The following is a 17,780-nucleotide window of genomic DNA, read 5'->3' on the forward strand; positions in this document are numbered from 1 at the left end:
GTGTCAAACCATTCCGCGCACCACGGCCGAATCCTGCCCTGATGCCTGCGCGCCCTCGCCTGCCGCATCAGCAAACGCCAGGCGCCGCTCGTCACGGACGAAGAACGAAGCCAGCAAACCAATCACCACCAGCACCGCGATCACCGTGAATGCGACGTGGTAGTTGCCGAAGTGATCGAACATCACCGCCGTCAGCCAGATGCCCAGACCCGCCGAGGTGGCGTCCATCAGCGAGATGGTGCCAAGGATCTTGCCGGCCGCGCTGAGCCCGAAGGCTTCGACGATCTGCAGCTGCAGTATCGCGTACAGCCCGCCCCAGCCTAGACCCATCACGATCAAGCCGGTCCACAACAGGCTGGCCTGCTGCAGGGCGATGATCACCGCGCCTACCGCCATCAGCGCCACGTTGCAGACAAATACCTTCTTGGAGGTGGTCACATCGGCCAGGAAGCCGAACAGGAACTTGCCGACCATGCCCAGCCCGAACAGCAGGAACATGCCATCGGCCGCCTGCTTGCCGTTGAAACCCAGGTCCTTCATGTTGAGGATCAGGTGCGAGGACAGCGACATGATTCCCCAGAACGTGGTCACCGCCACCAGTGCCAACGCCCAGAAAGTGCGCGTGCGCAGGGCCTGGCGATAACTCAGGTCCGGCAGCAGGCTGCAGCGCCCCGGACTGCTGGTGGCCACGGCCTGGCCCTCGCCCCAGCGCCGCAGGCCCTTGCCATCGGGTGAACGCACCAGTGCCAGGCACAACACGAACAGGGCCAGCGGGATAACCGCCATCAGCAGGAAACTGCCGCGCCAGCCATGCGCCGGCAACAAGGCGACGATGATCTTGGGCACCAGCATGCCCCCCAGGCTGCTGCCCACCAGCGCAATGCCCAGCGCGGTACCCCGGCGGGTCTGGAACCACTGCGAGACCATGATCACCGCCACGCTCAGGCCACTGCTCACCACCACCGCGGCAAAGCCGACATGGATCAGGTAGACATGGGCGATGGAATGCACCTGCGAGTAGGCCGCGTACAGGATCGCCAGCAGCACACTGCCGAACAGGGCCAAGCTGCGCACGCCAATGCGATCGATCAGCGCACCGACGAAGGGCGACAGCAGCGCCGCCAGCAGCAGGTTGAACATGTCGCGGAACTTGAGCTGGCCACGGCTCCAGCCGAACTCGTCCAGCAGTGACGGGTCGAAGGCGGTGATCCCGGTCATGGTCATGCCATTGGAGATCGCCAGCATCAGCATGGCCACGATGCAGATCAGCCACGGGTAGAAACGTTTCATCGGCACACCTGTTGCGTAAGGGTGAACGGGGAACGCATGCCACTACAACAATGTCCGGACAAAGAATGGCACAGAGCGGGCGCCGTATGTAGCCCGCAGCGGTGATTGCGGCACCGGTCAAATATAGTTATATAGTTATATCATTAAGATTATTCTGACTCTGCCAGAACCCTCGCCTTGGACCCGTTCACCACTCAATCCCTGGAGGGCATCCTCCGCCGCGACGTGCATGCGCCGCTCTACCACCAGCTGCAGGGCTTCCTGCGCGGGCTGATCGAGCGCGGCGAGATCGGCGACGGCGAGCAGTTGCCACGCGAGGAGGAACTGGCCAGGCGTCTGCGCATTTCGCGGGTCACCGTGCGCCAGGCCCTGCAGCTGCTGGCCGACGACGGCCTGCTGGTGCGCCAGCGCGGCCGCGGCACGCGGGTGGTCGGCGGCAAGGTGCGCACCTCCACCATCCCGATGCCGCTGAAGACCCCGCTGGGCGAGCTGATGCACAGCCTGGACACCCTGGCCGGCAACACCCAGGTGCGCCTGCTGGGCTGGGAACGGGTGGTACCGCCCGAGCCCATCCGCGAGCTGTTCGGCAGCGCGCCCGGCGAAACCCTGGTGCGCTGCGTGCGCGTGCGCAGCCGTCACGGCCACCCGTTCGGCTACTACGCCAGCTGGACCCGCACCGTGCACCCGGACTTCAACGCCGAGAACCTGGCCCATGGCTCGCGCATCGAGCTGTTCCGCCGTTGCGGCATCGATGTGGCCAGGGTGCAGCAGACCGTGTCGGCCCTACGCGTGGGCGCGCTGTCGGCCATGCACCTGCAGATGTCCACCGGCCAGGCAGTGATGACCCTGGAGCGGCGCTCGTTCAATGCCAACCAGCAATTGCAGGACCTGCTGGAAATCCAATACCGCCCTGACCAGCTGCGCTACCAGATGCGCCTGGATTACGAAGCCAACAACCCGGAGACGCCCGTTTGAGTGCGACTGTAAGTGCAACGCTTGCCGAAAAGATCCTCGCCCGTGCCTGCGGGCGTGAGACCGTGCGCGCGGGTGAAATCCTCACCGCCAGGCTCGACCTGCTGATGATGCACGACTCCGGCGGCCCACGGCGGGTGGCCTCGCGGCTGGAAAAGCTCGGCGCCAAGGTGTGGGACCCGGACAAGGTGGTGGTGGTATCGGACCACTTCGTGCCCGCCGTGGACATGGAAAGCGCCGACATCCTCGCCCTCACCCGCAAGTGGGCGCAGGCGCAGGGCGTTACCCACTACGACATGCTCGGCATCTGCCACGTGGTGCTGCAGGAACACGGCCATGTGCAGCCCGGCATGTTCTGCGTGGGCGGTGACTCGCACTCGCCCAGCGGCGGCGCGTTTGGCGCCTTCATGGTGGGCATGGGTGCCACCGACATCACCGGCGCCCTGGTCACCGGCGAAGTCTGGCTGCGCGTGCCGCAGACCACCCGCGTGCAACTCGATGGCAGGCTCGCCGCCGGCGTCAGCGCCAAGGACGTGATGCTGATGCTGTGCGGCCAGTACGGCATGGGCAACGAAGGCCAGGTCTTCGAGTACGGCGGCAGCGCCGTGCAGGCCATGCCGATGCATGAGCGCCTGACCCTGTGCAACATGGCCGCCGAACTGGGCGCGGAGACCGGCATCGTCGAGCCCGACGCAACCACGCTGGCCGCACTGGAACAGGCCGGCAAGCCCTTCCTCGGCGATCCTGCGCAGTGGCGCAGCGACGAGGGCGCCAACTACCTGCATCACTACCGTTACGACGCCGCGCAGATCGCACCGCACGTAGCCGCGCCGCACAGCCCGGCCAATAGCCGGCCGGTGGGCGAGCACGGCAAGGTCCGCATCGACCAGGCCTATATCGGTGCCTGCACCGGTGCCAAGCTCACCGACCTGCGCATGGCCGCCGAGGTATTGAAGGGCCGCCGGATCGCCAAGGGCACGCGCCTGCTGATCGCCCCGGCCTCGGTGGCAATGACCGCCCAGGCCACGGCCGAAGGCACCCTTGCCACCCTGACCGAAGCCGGTGCCATCCTGCTGCCATCCGGCTGCGGCGCCTGCGCCGGCATGGGTGCCGGCATGCTCAGCAGTGGCGAAGTCTGCATGTCCACCACGGCACGCAATTTCAAGGGCCGCATGGGCTCGGCCGATGCACAGGTCTACCTGGGCTCGCCGTACAGTGTTGCCGCCGCCGCGGTGAAGGGCGAAATCTGTGATCCGCGCGAACTGCTGGGAGTAGGCGCATGAATGTCCGTGGCAAGGCCTTCGTCTTCGGCGACCGCATCGACACCGATGTGCTGGCACCCGGCCCGTATATGCGCGAACCGATGCGCGTGCTCGCCAGCCACTGCCTGGAAGCGGTGGACCCGGCGTTCGCCAGCGAAGTGCGCCCTGGCGACATCGTGGTGGGCGGTGAATCCTTCGGCATTGGCTCCTCCCGCGAACAAGCGGTGCAGGCCCTGGCCGAACTGGGGGTGGGCGCCATCGTCGCCAAGTCGTTCGCGCGCATCTTCTACCGCAATGCACTCAACCTCGGCGTGCCGGCGTTGGTCTGCGCCGACCTGCAGGCCGCGCGTGGCGACGCGCTGGAAGTCCGCCCGGTCGAGGGCCGCATCATCAACCACAGCACCGGGCGCGAATTCGACTGTGAAAAAATCCCGCCCCAGCTGATGGAGATCGTCGCCGGTGGCGGCCTGATGCCCTGGCTGGAACGCAAACTGGCCGCGGAGCGCCGCACATGAAACAGGGCATCCTCCACGCCACCCTGATTGCCCGGGACCTGCAGCAGGTCTGCGATGCCTATGTCGGCCAACTGGCGATGCAGGTGCATCAGCGCACCACGCTGGATGCGGGCGATGCCGCCGCGCTGGGGCTGGCTGATCTTGTTGGCGTGCCGCTGGCGTGGCTGGCCAATAGCGCCGGCGAGCCGGTATTGCGGGTGATCGAGGACGCCTCGGCGGTTGTTGCCGAACCCATGTTCCGCCACGGCTGGTTGTCGCTGGAGGTGTTGGTGGGGGACATCGATACGCTGGCCGCCGGCCTGCATGCCCCCTTCAAGGTGCTGGGCCCTGCCGCCAATCTGGAACTGAGCGATGCCATCCGCGCCGCCCAGGTACTGGGCCCCTGCGGTGAGTTGCTTTACCTCACCCAGATCAAGGCGCAGGTGCCACCGTTCGACCTGCCGATGACCGACGCGACGGTTGCGAACACCTTTATCGGAGTGATGACCACGCCGGATCGCGAGGCCTCGCAGCGCGCCTGGTCGGCCCTGCTCGGCGCCAAGGGCTGGGCGTTCGACACCAGGATCACCGTGCTCAACCGCGCCTACGGCAAGCCGCTGGAAGGCCGCTACCCGGTCGCGGTGGTGCCGATGCCGGGGCAGTGCATGGTGGAGATCGATCAGGTGGAACTGCCAGCGATGGCCAACCTCAGGCATGCCGGGCAATACAGCCTGGCGCTGCGCCTGCCGGCTGTGGATGACACCGTGCTGCGTGAAGCCGGTTGGGCCGTGACGGTGACGGCTGAGCGGCGCAGTCTGCGTGGACCTGCCGGGGAGCATGTGGAGTTGCTGGCTGGGTGACGGGTGCTGGCTTGTTGCTGCCTGCAGGTAGAAGCAACAGCAATAGCGCAAAAGCACCCCTCCCCAACCCTCCCCTGCGCCAGGCGCAAGGGAGGGGGCAAACGCGGCACTGCGATGCACTGACAGAACGCAGCAAACAGCCCCCTCCCTTTGCCGCAGGCAAGGGGAGGGTTGGGGAGGGGTAGCTCCTGCTCTGCCCCTGCTGTTGCTTCACCACCCCATGACCTTTGCCATGTGTAACTGCCACTACACAGGCATAGCGTCAGCGCTTACTCACGCGCTTGAGGTAGAGCAATGCGGACCCTGACCCTGGCTGCAGCCATCGCCACGATCACCTGCTTGGGCATGGCAACGCCCGCCGCGGCGCAGGTCTCGCCGATGACGCCGGACATCACCGGCAAGAAGTTTGTCGCCCCGCAGCCCGCCCGCGATTTCGAGAAACGCGAGGTGATGGTCCCGATGCGCGATGGGGTCAAGCTGTATACGGTGATCATGATCCCCAAGGGCGCGCACAACGCGCCGATCCTGTTCACCCGCACGCCGTACAACGCCGCCGGCCGCGTCGACCGCACGCCGGGCGCGACGGGGCTGGTCGATGCGCTCGCACAGGGCGACACCGTGTTTGCCGAGGACGGCTATATCCGCGTATTCCAGGACGTGCGCGGCAAGTACGGCTCCGAAGGTGACTACGTGATGACGCGGCCACCGCGCGGCCCGCTCAACCCAAGCAAGATCGACCACAGCACCGACGCCTGGGACAGCATCGACTGGCTGGTCAAGCACCTGCCCGAATCCAACGGCAAGGTCGGCATGCTCGGTTCCTCCTACGAAGGTTTCACCGTGGTGATGGCCCTGCTTGATCCACATCCGGCACTGAAAGTCGCAGCGCCGGAGAGCCCGATGATCGACGGCTGGATGGGCGATGACTGGTTCCAGCACGGTGCGTATCGGCAGATCAACCTGGGCTACTTCACCGGCCAGATGACCGCGCGCGGCGCCGGTGCAAGAATCACCATGCCCGGCGGCGATGACTACAGCAGTTTCCTGCAGGCCGGTTCGGTCGGTGCCTTTGCCAAGGCGCAGGGGCTGGAGCAGATCCCGGCCTGGCACAAGGTCAGCCAGCACCCGGCCTATGACGCGTTCTGGCAGCAGCAGGCGCTGGACAAACTCCTGGCCAAGCTGCCGGAGATCCGCGTGCCCACCATGTGGGAACAAGGGCTGTGGGACCAGGAAGACATCTACGGCGCGCATACCGCCTGGGCGGCGCTGGAATCCAAGGACCACGACAACACCCGCAACTTCCTGGTGATCGGGCCGTGGCGGCACAGCGGTGCCAACTACAACGGCAGCGCGCTGGGCGCGTTGGATTTCAACGGCGACACCGCACTGCAGTGGCGGCGTGATGTGCTCAAGCCCTTCTTCGACCAGTACCTCAAGGACGGCGCGCCGGCCGCCAATACACCGCCGGTGTGGGTATACAACGCCGGCAGCAATCGCTGGGAGACCTACAACAACTGGCCGCAAAGCTGCACGCAAGGCTGCACCAGCAACGCACGCCGGCTCTATCTCAACACCGATGCGCAGCTGGACTTCAACAGCACCCGTACCGGCGCGCAGTACGCCGAGTACATCGCCGATCCGGCCAAGCCGGTGCCGTTCGTACCGCGCCCGGTCAACATGGGCGATCGCGATGTCTGGACCACCTGGCTGGTGCGCGACCAGCGCTTCGTCGATGGCCGTACCGATGTGCTCACCTATACCGGGCCGGTGCTGGACAAGCCAATGAAGCTGGCCGGCATCCCGCAGGTTCAATTGAGTGCTTCCACCTCTGGCAGCGACAGCGACTGGGTGGTCAAACTGATCGACGTCTACCCCGACCAATACCCGGACAACCCGAAGATGGCCGGCTACCAGTTGCCGCTGGCGGTCACCATTTTTCGTGGCCGTTACCGCGAGAGCTTCAGCCAGCCCAAGGCCATCACCCCCGACACACCGCAGACCTACACGTTCGACCTGCCCAACGTGAACCAGACCCTGCAACCCGGGCATCGTTTGATGGTGCAGGTGCAATCCAGCCTGTTCCCGCTCTACGACCGCAATCCACAGCAGTACGTGGACAATATTTTCTTTGCCCAGCCCGGCGACTACCGCAAGGCCACGCAGCGCATCTGGAACACCAGTGAGCACCCGAGCTTCATCAATTTGCCGGTGGTCGACTGATTCGCCTGCATCAGGCGATTCGGCGAACACGCTGATGTCACCTGCGCTGTCCGCTCTTGCCACATGCTTTGCAGGCGCTGTGCTATAGCCTGTTGCAGGCAACATTGCCTGCAACAGGAGCAGCCCGGATGAAGCCCAGAAGGCTGAGCAAGCGCAACATCATCCTGATCGGTGTGGTGATCATCGTGCTGGTGGTCATCGTCTCCATAGCACCGTGGTGATGGTCTGCGCCGCATGACATGACGCGGTGCGACACAGCGATGCATGCAAACGGATGACAAAGACGTTTCTGCGCATTCAGCCCTTGCCGCATCCTGTGCGCACCGCTATAGATGAATGGCTTGGTTCGGGGGGATCACATACCGGAGAAAGCGCAATGGAAAATGTAAAGCTGTTCCTGGAAGGCCCTGGCCGCCAGCGCAGGCTGGTAACGCTGCTGGCCACCGAGTCGCGACAGGTCGCCAAGGGCAGTTCGGATGGACGACGCGTTGCCACGCCCGGCATGAACAGGATCTGTTTCCATACGATGATCGATGAGGACGGCAACATCGCACGCCAGATCGATTTCGATGGCTATCGTTTCAAGTTCCAGGGCTCCAATCTGCCGTGGGATCTGGTGATTGCCTGAGCCCGGGGCGACGGAATCTTGCCAAACCCTGCACCTGCCCGTCACCGTTTGCACGCAGCGCGTTAATCGCAGTCCCTGCAGTATCGACAGTGAGCACCGTTGCTCGGTTTGGAGACGTGTCATGACCATCCGCAAGACGCAGCAGCTGCTGTTCGCAGGCGTTCTCGCCCTGGCATGCAGTGGTGCGGCCATTACCGCTCAGGCAGCAGGCCAGGCCATGCAGGGCCATGAATCCGAACAGCCCGGCACCGACACCTGGATCACCACCAAGGTAAAGGCCGAGTTGCTCACCACCAAGGATGTCTCCGGTCTGGAGATCAAGGTGGAAACGGTGAATGGCGTCGTGGCGCTGACTGGCACCGTTGCCAGCCAGGCAGAGGTGGATCGCGCAATCGCCGCTGCCAAGAGCGTGGAAGGCGTCACGCGCGTCGACTCGTCGGCGTTGACGGCGGCTGCACGCTGACACCGGCAGTGCATCCAATGCAGTTACCAAAGAGCGGCCCCTCAGGGGCCGCTCTTCTTTCTGTCAGGTTCATCGCCAGGTGCCTTCTTTGCGGGTGGCGACCTGCGTGTATCAGGCTGATGCGGCGGGGGCTCCTTGACCGGCACCCGCCTGGCCGGGTCATCATGGCCCGGTTGCCGTGGCGCGGTAACGCTCCGATGAACCGGGCCGCGGTGTTGTTGAGAGCCACACGACAGGTTCATTCTTCCTCGTCGTCGTGCTGCGGATTTTTCCTGGGTTGCTGCTGGTCCGGATTCTGCTGGGCCTGGCCTTGCTGCGGGTCACGTGGATCCCGGGCATCTCGCTGCGGAATGTTCTGTTGGCTGGACATGGCTTTCATCTCGTTGTCGCGGCTGGGATACCGCAGGCGAAGAGTGCGCCCGTGCCCGTTAGCGTCCAGTCCGGAAAATGTTGGGCCAGCCATGCACGCCGCTGAACGCATTGAGGGGTTCAGCGGCGCGTCGGCTTTGTATTGGCGGCAGCGTCGAGTGCCTTGACCACCTTTGACAGATCCTGGCGCACGCGCATGTAGTCGCCCCAGGGATGCGACTTCAACCGTACCATCCGCCGTGGTGCAGATACCAGGGTATAGGCATTGGCATGCTTCACCCGGCCCAGTTCTTCCCAGCGCAGCGGCATGGCAACGGGTGCACCCTCGCGGGCGCGCAGCGAGAAGGATGCGACGCTTGTCGCACCCCTGCCATTACGCAGGTAGTCGATGAATATCCGCCCTTTGCGTGCCTTCTTGCTGGCGGTGGCCACATAGGCCAGCGGGTCGGATGCCACCATCGCCTCGGCGAAGGCCCGTGCAAATGACTTTACCCCGGGCCAGGGGCAGGCAGGGCGCAATGGGACGACAACATGCAATCCCTTTCCGCCGGAAGTGCGCACGAAGGATTTCAATCCCATCGCCTGCAGGCGATCGCGTACGCACCGCGCAGCGGCGAGCATCTGTGCCCACGCCACCTGCGGCCCGGGGTCCAGATCAAAAACCAGCCTGTCTGCTTTGTCGGGCTGATCCGCCAGCGCGCCCCAAGGATGGAACTCGAGCGCATTGAACTGCACAAGCTCCAACAGGCCGGCCACATCATTCACCACCAGGTAGTCGGCATGCACGCCGTCCTCTTCCTGGAGCGGCAGCGCCTGCACATGCTGCATGCCTGCGGCCATGTGCTTCTGGAAGAAGCATGCCCGTTCTACCCCTTGTGGGCAGCGCACCACCGATAGCGGCCGGCCGGACAGCTCCGGCAGCAACCAGGGTGCCATCGCCTGGTAGTAGGCAAATACATCCGCCTTGCGCAGGCGCTCACCCGGGTACACGATGCGATCCGGGCTGCTGAGCACCACCTTCCCATCGGCATCGGTATCGGTATCCACTTCATCCTCACTGCCGCGCATCTTCGCCTCCTTCCCATGTGCGGTGCTGGCAAGGGGTTGCAGCTGCCCCAAGCCCTTGTCCAGGCGCAATGTCTTGAACGATGCCTGCCGCACCAGACCCTGGTTGCCCACGCCGTGATGGAAGACTTCAACAACTACACTGGGCTGCAGCCACTGCACGGATGCAGGCAGCGTATCCGGCACCTCCAACTCCGCTATCTTGCGCTTGAGCGGGGCGAAGCGCTGCTTCAGGTCCACCAGCTGATCCTGGCTGAAGCCACTACCGACCCGGCCGGCGTAGCGCCAGCCACCGGCGCCATCCGGGCTGGCAAGCAGCAAAGCGCCCATCGCGGCGCGGCTGCCTTTGGGCGCGGTATAACCGACAACGACAAACTCCTCGGACTGTCGTTGTTTGATCTTGCGCCAATCATCGCCCCTTCCGCTGCGGTAAGGCGCATCGGCACGCTTGCTGATGATCCCTTCCAATCCGCGCTGCGCCGCCACCTGCAGGGCGCGCTCGCCTGCCCCGGCCACGTGCGAGCTGTACACCAGCGGAGTGGGAACGCCGGCAAGCAGGCGCTGCAGCAGCTGTTTGCGGGCGTCCTGCCGACAACCACGCAGGTCCACATCGGCGAGCTGAAGCAGATCGAAGGCAACATAGGACAATGGCGCACGCCGCTCACCGGACAGTACCGCCTGCAGCAGGCCGAAATCCTGCTGCCGGCCCAGGCCTGCAACCAGCTCGCCGTCCACCAGCAGGTCCATGCCAAGCGCCTGCAATGCGGTAACGATATCGGGCAGCTTGTGCGTCCATTCACGCGCATTGCGCGACCACAGCCTTACCTTGCCTGCCACGCATTGCGCCAGCAACCGGTAGCCGTCCCACTTGGCCTCGTGCAGCCAGCGCTCTCCGGCCGGCACCGCATCCACCAGACGCGCCAGCTGCGGTGCCTGGAAGCGTGGCGCCGGCGCACCCGCTTTGGCGCCGGCGAGGGTGAGCGCGGCGTGCCGCAGGCGCGCGGATGTCTGCCGTCCACGACGTGCTGCAGCGGTGGGCTTGGGATCGGCCGGGCGTTCGGCCAACAGGTCATCCGCGTCGCGGGCCGCTGCATAGGTATCGTTTGCCTTGAACAGCAGCCACTGCGGCTTGCGCCCTGCCTTGCCGCTGCGCACCAGATGCCAGCCGCCCTTCAACCGCGTGCCGTCCAGTTCAAAGCGCAGATGCCCCTTGTCAAGCTGTGCCTGCGGGTCCCCATCGGTATGCCATGTGCCATGGTCGAAAATCGCGACATGGCCGGCGCCGTACTGGCCTGCAGGTATCTCACCTTCGAAGCGCGCGTAGTCCAGCGGGTGGTCTTCCACCTCCGCGGCAAGGCGTTTCACCGACGGATCCAGACTGGGCCCCTTGGGCACCGCCCAACTGCGCAGGGCATCCCCCACCTGCAGGCGGAAATCGTAGTGCCGGTGACTGGCATGATGCAGCTGCACCACGAAGATGGGCTGTTGGCGCAGGTGCTTTCCCGTGGCCGCCTGCGGCTCCGGCGTGATGCCGAAATGACGCTTGCGGCGGTATTCCTGCAGGCTCATGACGGCCCGTCCTGGAATGCCGGCAGCAGGCTGTTGCGCCTGTGCCACGCCCGCAGTTCGGCAGACAACGATGCCTCCAGCGGCAACTGCATGTAGACATAGGCGTCCAACGCATCACGCAGCGGCCGCAAGCCAGACTGCATACTTGCACAGGGCCAAAGCTGCGGCGGCCCGAATCTGGCCAGTGCAGCCTGCTCGCCACTGGCCAGATAGTCATGCTGTTGCGCAAGACGTTCGCCGACCCAGCGATGCAGGCAAGCATGCACGGTGAAACCCTGCGCCTGCAGCGTGCCGCGCAGGTCCGCAAGCGCGGCCGATGCGCCGCGCAACCATTCCGTGTGCCCACCGGCCCGGGCTGGGACCCCCAACGGAGGGGGGGCAGCATGTATACGCAGCTGGCGCTTCCACTGCGTTTCCCAGCCCCGCGCTTCCTGTTCCGTATCGGCCTCCACCAGCCAGCCCTGCGCCAGGTCGAAGAACTCGTAGTAGCGCGATGAGAAGGCGCGCATCCGTGTCATGGGATCAGCGGCGATACCCAGCTTGGCATGGTCCTCGTAGGCGCAAGGCAGCAGGTAAAGGAAGGTGCGTCCACGCAGGCGCCTGCCTGAACTGACCAACGATGGTTGCCCGGTCGCGGCGCCCATGATCACCGCGCCGCCGACTTGCGCGGCGCCCGGGTTGCCTTCTTTCCTGTCTTCTTCGCTGTTTTCGCGGATGCCTTTGTGACCGCGGCTGCCTTGCCTGCCGGTGCGCGCTTGCGGGCAGGCGTTCGCTTGTTCTCATCCAGGCTCTTCTGCAGCAGCGACATGAAATCAACCACATTGGTGGCAGCGTCCTCCTGCTCGGGCACCTGCTCATCGCGGATGCGGGTAGTGGCCCCTTTGGCCTTGAGCCGCTTGCGGATGATGGCCTGCAACCGCTTGCGGAACTCGTCCTCGTAGTTTTCCGGTTGCCACGCCGTGGTCATCGACTGGATGAGGCTGGCGGCCATTTCCACCTCGCGCGCACTGATGCGGAAATCCGCCGGTTTGCCAACCGGCAACTTGTAGTCGGACGGCTCCACCAGTTCCTGCGGATAGCGCAGCATCAGCAACACCAACGCATCTTCTTCCGGCGCGACTGCGCAAAGGTATTCACGGGTACGGATGACCACGCGAGCAACACCTACCTTTCCGGTCTTCTTCAGCGTCTCTCGCAACAATACGTACCCTTTTTCGGCCTTCTTCCCGGGCACCAGCACATAAGGCTTCTCATAGAAGCGCAGTCCTATGGCTTCGCGCTCGACAAAGGCCTCCACATCAATGGACTCATGCGTCTGCGGTGCCGCCGAGGCGATGTCTTCCTTCTCGACGACCACATAGCTGCCCTTGTCGTACTCGAATGCCTTGATGATGTCCTTCCACGGCACTTCTTCACCGGTTTCCGCATTCACCCGCTCGAAGCGGATGGGCTTCTTGTCGCGCGAGTCCAGCATGCGGAAGCTGATATCCACCCGCCGCTCCCCGCTCATCAACGACACGGGCACATTGAGCAGGCCAAACGACAGGGTGCCACTCCAGATAGGGCGTGCCATGGGACCAACCTTGTTTCGAATCCCCTGCAACGCTCACCCCAACGCAGGAAATCCCACGTGAAGAAAGAACCCGGCCCGTTCACGCGTTGGACAACCAACCACGGTCGGGCCCGGCAGCCACTTTCCCGGGGTCGGCAGGCATGGCACCGTCATTGCCGGTTCACTCTTGCGGCAGTCAAGCTGCCGACAGCCAACCTGCCAACAACCATGGCCGCAGGATTCGTACGTCCCCATGCGCGGATGCCACGGAGATTGCTGCGTGGCCGATCACAGCCGAGCCATGATCTACCGCCGCGCCCCCGCCCTAGCGAAGCCGGAACTGCACCGGCGTGGTCACCTCTATCTCCTGACCGGGCACCTCGGCCGGTGGCGGTGGCAGCGGGCTTGCACGCAGCACGGCGGCCACTGCTTCCTCGTCCAGCGCCGGGTATCCGCTGCCACCGGCCAGCTGCGCGGACAGCACCGTACCGCGTCGGTCCACCGTATAGCGCACCTGCGCAACACCCTCATATCGCCTGCGTTGTGCGGCGCGTGGGTAACGTTTGAAAGCCTGCAAGTGCCCCAACAGGCGCGACTGCCAGTCGGCGGACGCGGGCGTATTGCCACCTACGCTGGAAGCGGGCGCCGCCGTTGTCGCCGCCACATCCGCCTCGCTGTGCGCCGGTGCACTTGCCTGTGCTGCCTGCGATGAGGACTGCGCGGGCTCGGCCGTGGCGTGCTGTGCATCGGTCTGCCCAGGGTCATGGCGGGCCATGGCAACACGCGCGGGAATCGATGGCAGCGGTGGCATGGCAGGTGAAACCTGCTCCCTCGCGCTCTGCTGCGCGGTGGCAGAATCCTGCTGCAGCGGGCCTGGCGCCAGCTCACTGCGCGCGGCCGCCACCGCGGTTGGCAGCGGTGCCAGCTCAAGCATCACCGCCTGCGGTGCCGCGTTGGGTATCACCACCAGCCGATCGCTGGGCCAGAGCAGGTGCAGCGCAATCAGCAACGCATGTACCAAAAGCACCACCAATAGACTGCCGGCCCAACGCACTGCAGGCGGCATCGGCGACCGGGCCGTCATTGCCTGCCCTGCTCCTGCGCGACCAGCGCCACCTTCAGGTAACCCGCTTGGCGCAGCTGATCCATCAGCTGCATCAGCTCGCCATAGGCAACGCGCTGATCCGCGCGTACAAACACCCGTTGCTCCCGGTTGCTGCCAGACAGCAGATCAAGCTGCTGGGCCAGCTGGTCACGGGCAACGTATGCGTCATTGAGGCTGAGCGTGCGGTCCGCCGCCAACGTGACCTGCAGCGGGGTGTCCGGGTCCGGCGGCGTCTGCTGGCTGCTTACCGGCAGTTCCACCGGCAGGGACACCGTCGCCAGCGGTGCCGCCACCATGAAGATGATCAGCAGTACCAACATCACGTCGATGAAGGGCGTGACGTTGATCTCGTGGTTCTCTTCCAGCTCACTGTGCTCTTCGTGGTTTCTGCGCGCCATCGTGTTGCCCCTCAGCGGACCGGCGCGTCGCCGGCGCCCTTACCGGGCATGCCCTGGCGGTCCAGGTCACGCGAGAACAGGCGCTCCACACCAGCGGACAGGTCACCGAGCTCGGCACGTGCGGCGGTCAAGCGGCGCCCGAAGTAGTTGTAGATGACCACCGCGGGAATCGCCGCAACCAGGCCCAACGCGGTGGCCAGCAATGCCTCAGCGATGCCCGGCGCAACCACGGCCAGGTTGGTTGCGTTGGCATGCGCAATACCCACGAAGCTGTTCATGATGCCCCAGACCGTTCCCAGCAATCCCACGAAAGGTGCGGTTGCACCGATGGTGGCCAGCACTCCGGTACCGCGCCGCAGTTGTCTGGCATGGGCCAGCTCGGCGCGTTCAAGCCGCGAGGCCAGGCGTTCCTTCATTGCCGCCTTGTCGCTCAAGCCGCTTGATCGCTGCAACTCGTCCTGCGCGTGATCCAGCAGACGGCGGCCAATCCCGGCATCCAGCACGTTGGCGTCCGCCAGCTGCTCGGCCTGCAGTACACCATTGCAGGCATGCCGAAGCTCGCGCTGCGCCGAACGCAATTCCATGCCCTTGGCCAGCAGCACGGTCCAGGTCAACAACGAAGCCAACGCCAGCACCACCATGATGGTCTGCACCACCGGGTCGGCATGCACGAACATCTGCCAAGGACTGAGGTCGGGAGGGAGCTGGTTTGTCACGGATGACATCGGCGGATCCATTGGAAAAGGGAGAAGGGGAGTGACAGCAGGCGATGGTTGGCGTCACGCTCAAGGCTCGGGCTTGCGCCATAGCCAGAGCAGGACACAGGCCATGCACAGGACGATGAAGTACACACTGGGCCGATGGGGGATGGTCAGGGCGGCGAAGGTGCCGGCGGCGCACATCGATGCCGTTGCCGCCCATTTCGCCCGCCGTGGCAGCTTGCCGCTTTGCCACTGCAGCAGCAGTGGCCCCAGCAACCGGTTGCGCAGGATCCAGGCGTGCAGGCGTGGCGAGCTGCGCGCGGCTGCCCACGCTGCCAGCAGCACGAACTCGGTGGTGGGCAGCCCCGGTGTCACCACGCCGATGAAGGCAATGCCCAGGCACAGCACTGCAAGCAGCTGCAACAAGGCGCGCTGCAACCTGCCGCGCCGTGGCTTGGCGGGGCGCATGGTCAGCGGACGCATCGCTTGATGCAGCGGCTGCCGGTGCTGCAAGCCACAATGCCGCTCACGCCGGCGATGCCTGCGTATCGGCAACCCGTGGCAGTTCCTGCTCGACGTAGCCGCGCACGGTGACAAACGCCTGGCATGCACCGTCGATGACCTGCTGCTCCTGCAGATCATCCATGACGATGCTGTCCAAGGCCTGGGTGAACTGCCGCCAATGCCGTGCCGCACCTTCCGGATGCCCCGCCAGGTGACCGGCGCCGAAGCCCCGGTGCAGGCCCAACTGGTCGCGCGCCATCTTGAACAGCACCGTCCCGCCGAGGTTGGAGCCCTCGGCCACGTACAACCAGCCCAGCGAGTGCCAAATGCCTTGACCGAGCGTCGCTGGCGGCGCGCCGGGTTCCGGCACCCCGTGGCCAAGGTCGGACAGGTCATTGGCGATCTTCAGCAGTCTTGCGCGCTCGGCCAGTGCCGGCAGCAGCGCCGCCAGGGCTGCATCGGCATACAGGTGCTCGATGTCGCGGTGAAAGCGGTACTGCACACGCAGGAAGCCGGCAAAGTGCTCCCTGCTGGCAAAGATGTCGGCCGCCATGATGCGTTTGTCCAGCGCATCATGTGTCTGGTGTGTCGCGGTTTTCAGGCGCTGGCTGCGGGGTGCATTGAGGCAGACGATGGGCGCGTTCATGGGGGTCTCCGGTAAAGGTCAAAAGCCTCGTTCCAGCTTCAGGCTGGCAACGTTCTTGTCGTAGCTGTACAACCAGCCCACCGTGCTGCGGGCGACGGTGCGGCGCAGGGTAAGCACCGGCACGAAACCGGCCATGGCCCAGCGGCTGGCCTTGATCACCAGCGTGTAGTTCTGCTCGGTGTCTTCGCGCCGTTTGTCCAGCAGGGCGTTGAAGGCGTCATGGCGACGTTCCCGCAGCGAGGCCATCACCGTGGTGGCAAAGCCCTCGGGCCATTGCAGTACCGCGCCGGTACGCAGGCCCCGCTGCAGGTAGGCATTGACGCCTTGCCTTGCGCCGCTGTCGGCAAGATCACCGCCAGCGAACAGCGTCCACTGCTCGTTCAAGGCATTGAAATAGGTAAGCGACAGCGTGTTCTGGCTGCCGTCGTAGTTGTCGGCAAGACCGCCATTGCGGTACCGCAGCGCTTTGCTGTCGGCTTCGAGGCGCAGCAGGTGGCGGGGCCGCGGCGTCCAGCTCCACTCCGCATGTGCGCCCCAACCGGCGTACAGGGTCTGCCTGCCCCACCGGTAATAGTCGAAGGTGGGAGCCAGCGACAGCCGGTGGCTGGCGCTGCGGTAGCTGTAGCCGGCCTGTGCGGCGAAGCTGGCCTCGTTGTAGGCGCCAGCGTCCCGGTAGAGCTGCCCGTACAGCAGCGAGCGCAGGTATACGCCGTGATGCCCTGCCACGGCCGCGCGCCTTGCCAATGTGGCGTCGTATTCCACGCCGCTGCCGCTGAGCGCAGCCGGTGTCTGCCGGTCCAGCAGGCATTCGCTGCCCAGCTGGTAAAGGCAGATGCGGCTGGCCGAACTGCGGTTGAGGTTGTCATTCCACTGCGGCCCCAACGCCACGGAGCCCTCCCAGCGGCTGCGGTTGCGCAATGCCTGCTGGAACAGTGCCACGGTCCCGCGTACACCGGCGCTGCGCGCGTCTTCCACCGCCAGCGATGCCTGGATGCTGTCGAACAGCGCAGCCGCTTCCCTGTCCTGCTGGTCCTCGAACAAGGTGCGCGCCAGCTCCAGCCGCGCCAGCATGAAGTCCGGCTGCAAGGCCAGCAGCGCAGTGAACTCGGCAATGGCCCGTGCATGTTCATCATCGACACGGTGCAGCAATCCCTGTGCGTAATGCAGCAGCAACGGATCATGATCGGCAAGCTGCCGGTATTCCTGCAGGAAGCCACGGGCCAACGTCCACTGCCGTTGCGCCAGCATCAGGTACAGGGCCTGGCCGACATCATTGGCCGTGTTCTCCACGCGGTAAGTCTTGCCATCGACCGTCAACGTGGGCCGATCACCGGCCGTGGCCTGCTCCAGCAGCTGTTGTTCGCGTTGCAGTGACTGCTGGCGTGCGCCCTGTTCCAACAAACGCCGGGTATCGTCCTGGGCATGCGCCCTGCCCGCGACCAGCAACAGCAACAGCAGCACGTGCAACCCGGCGAGCACCCGGACAGCAGGGAGACCGGCAGCCTTGTCAGCAACCGTGCCAGCCATCAATGGTAAGTGGATCCTGTACATCGTTCCTGCCGGGTCCGGCGTCATTCAGGGCCAAAGGCAGGGGCGGCGTCCGCCAGCCCCTGCCGGTCATGCAAGCGCATCCGTTCTCCTTGGGGTACACGCAGCTGCAGCTGCCCTTGCCTGGGGAGAGC

Annotated in this window: 18 protein-coding genes; 7 read left to right on the forward strand and 11 right to left on the reverse strand. The window is 65.1% G+C overall.

The genetic code is table 11. The features are described from left to right. Positions 1–3: 3 nt before the first annotated feature. Positions 4–1,290 (reverse strand): MFS transporter, encoded by a 1,287-nt coding sequence (locus tag B2527_RS12925; protein WP_293714122.1) that lies wholly within the window; start codon positions 1,288–1,290, stop codon positions 4–6. Between the two features lie 177 nt (positions 1,291–1,467). On the opposite strand from B2527_RS12925, the gene B2527_RS12930 reads away from it, so the two are divergent. From B2527_RS12930 to B2527_RS12960, 7 genes are all read left to right on the forward strand, one after another. Continuing rightward, on the forward strand, positions 1,468–2,265 hold the full coding sequence (locus tag B2527_RS12930; protein WP_293714123.1) for a GntR family transcriptional regulator: 798 nt from the start codon (positions 1,468–1,470) through the stop codon (positions 2,263–2,265). Continuing rightward, a complete protein-coding gene (locus B2527_RS12935) occupies positions 2,262–3,545 on the forward strand; it encodes a 3-isopropylmalate dehydratase large subunit (protein ID WP_293714124.1) in 1,284 nt (427 codons plus the stop codon). The genes B2527_RS12930 and B2527_RS12935 overlap by 4 nt, the downstream gene beginning before the upstream one ends. Next, positions 3,542–4,039 (forward strand): 3-isopropylmalate dehydratase, encoded by a 498-nt coding sequence (locus B2527_RS12940; protein ID WP_293714125.1) that lies wholly within the window; start codon positions 3,542–3,544, stop codon positions 4,037–4,039. The genes B2527_RS12935 and B2527_RS12940 overlap by 4 nt, the downstream gene beginning before the upstream one ends. Beyond that, positions 4,036–4,878 (forward strand): hypothetical protein, encoded by an 843-nt coding sequence (locus tag B2527_RS12945; protein ID WP_293714126.1) that lies wholly within the window; start codon positions 4,036–4,038, stop codon positions 4,876–4,878. Before B2527_RS12940 ends, B2527_RS12945 begins: the two co-directional genes overlap by 4 nt. 294 nt (positions 4,879–5,172) lie before the next feature. Continuing rightward, entirely contained in the window at positions 5,173–7,098 is a 1,926-nt protein-coding gene (locus tag B2527_RS12950) for a CocE/NonD family hydrolase (RefSeq protein ID WP_414717088.1), read from the forward strand. A 376-nt stretch (positions 7,099–7,474) separates the two neighbouring features. Beyond that, positions 7,475–7,726, forward strand: a complete 252-nt coding sequence (locus B2527_RS12955) for a hypothetical protein (RefSeq protein ID WP_293714127.1) — start codon at positions 7,475–7,477, stop codon at positions 7,724–7,726. A gap of 121 nt (positions 7,727–7,847) precedes the next feature. Then, a complete protein-coding gene (locus B2527_RS12960) occupies positions 7,848–8,189 on the forward strand; it encodes a BON domain-containing protein (RefSeq protein ID WP_293714128.1) in 342 nt (113 codons plus the stop codon). Between the two features lie 238 nt (positions 8,190–8,427). On the opposite strand, the gene B2527_RS12965 is transcribed toward B2527_RS12960, so the two are convergent. The 10 genes from B2527_RS12965 to B2527_RS13010 form a co-directional block, all read right to left on the reverse strand. Further along, positions 8,428–8,559, reverse strand: coding sequence for a hypothetical protein (locus B2527_RS12965; protein WP_293714129.1), 132 nt, complete (start codon positions 8,557–8,559; stop codon positions 8,428–8,430). Between the two features lie 119 nt (positions 8,560–8,678). Continuing rightward, complete coding sequence (gene ligD / locus B2527_RS12970) at positions 8,679–11,192, reverse strand: DNA ligase D (protein ID WP_293714130.1); 2,514 nt, start codon at positions 11,190–11,192, stop codon at positions 8,679–8,681. Further along, positions 11,189–11,836 (reverse strand): GIY-YIG nuclease family protein, encoded by a 648-nt coding sequence (locus B2527_RS12975; protein WP_293714131.1) that lies wholly within the window; start codon positions 11,834–11,836, stop codon positions 11,189–11,191. Before B2527_RS12975 ends, ligD begins: the two co-directional genes overlap by 4 nt. Before the next feature lie 2 nt (positions 11,837–11,838). Next, positions 11,839–12,765 (reverse strand): Ku protein, encoded by a 927-nt coding sequence (locus B2527_RS12980; protein WP_293714132.1) that lies wholly within the window; start codon positions 12,763–12,765, stop codon positions 11,839–11,841. 304 nt (positions 12,766–13,069) lie between these two features. Then, a complete protein-coding gene (locus B2527_RS12985; RefSeq protein WP_293714133.1) occupies positions 13,070–13,828 on the reverse strand; it encodes an energy transducer TonB in 759 nt (252 codons plus the stop codon). Then, positions 13,825–14,247, reverse strand: coding sequence for a TonB system transport protein ExbD (gene exbD / locus B2527_RS12990; RefSeq protein ID WP_293714134.1), 423 nt, complete (start codon positions 14,245–14,247; stop codon positions 13,825–13,827). The genes B2527_RS12985 and exbD overlap by 4 nt, the downstream gene beginning before the upstream one ends. Before the next feature lie 11 nt (positions 14,248–14,258). Continuing rightward, on the reverse strand, positions 14,259–14,972 hold the full coding sequence (gene exbB / locus B2527_RS12995) for a tonB-system energizer ExbB (RefSeq protein WP_293714135.1): 714 nt from the start codon (positions 14,970–14,972) through the stop codon (positions 14,259–14,261). A gap of 60 nt (positions 14,973–15,032) precedes the next feature. Next, positions 15,033–15,431 (reverse strand): YbaN family protein, encoded by a 399-nt coding sequence (locus B2527_RS13000; RefSeq protein ID WP_293714136.1) that lies wholly within the window; start codon positions 15,429–15,431, stop codon positions 15,033–15,035. A 43-nt stretch (positions 15,432–15,474) separates the two neighbouring features. Continuing rightward, positions 15,475–16,098: a biliverdin-producing heme oxygenase gene (locus B2527_RS13005; RefSeq protein WP_293714137.1), complete on the reverse strand. Its 624-nt coding sequence runs from the start codon at positions 16,096–16,098 to the stop codon at positions 15,475–15,477. 18 nt (positions 16,099–16,116) lie between these two features. Further along, the gene (locus B2527_RS13010; RefSeq protein ID WP_293714138.1) at positions 16,117–17,625 is read right to left on the reverse strand and encodes a surface lipoprotein assembly modifier; all 1,509 of its coding nucleotides are present in this window, start codon (positions 17,623–17,625) and stop codon (positions 16,117–16,119) included. Between the last annotated feature and the right edge of the window lie 155 nt (positions 17,626–17,780).

Source organism: Stenotrophomonas sp. UBA7606, from assembly GCF_002477705.1.
Lineage (GTDB): Bacteria > Pseudomonadota > Gammaproteobacteria > Xanthomonadales > Xanthomonadaceae > Stenotrophomonas.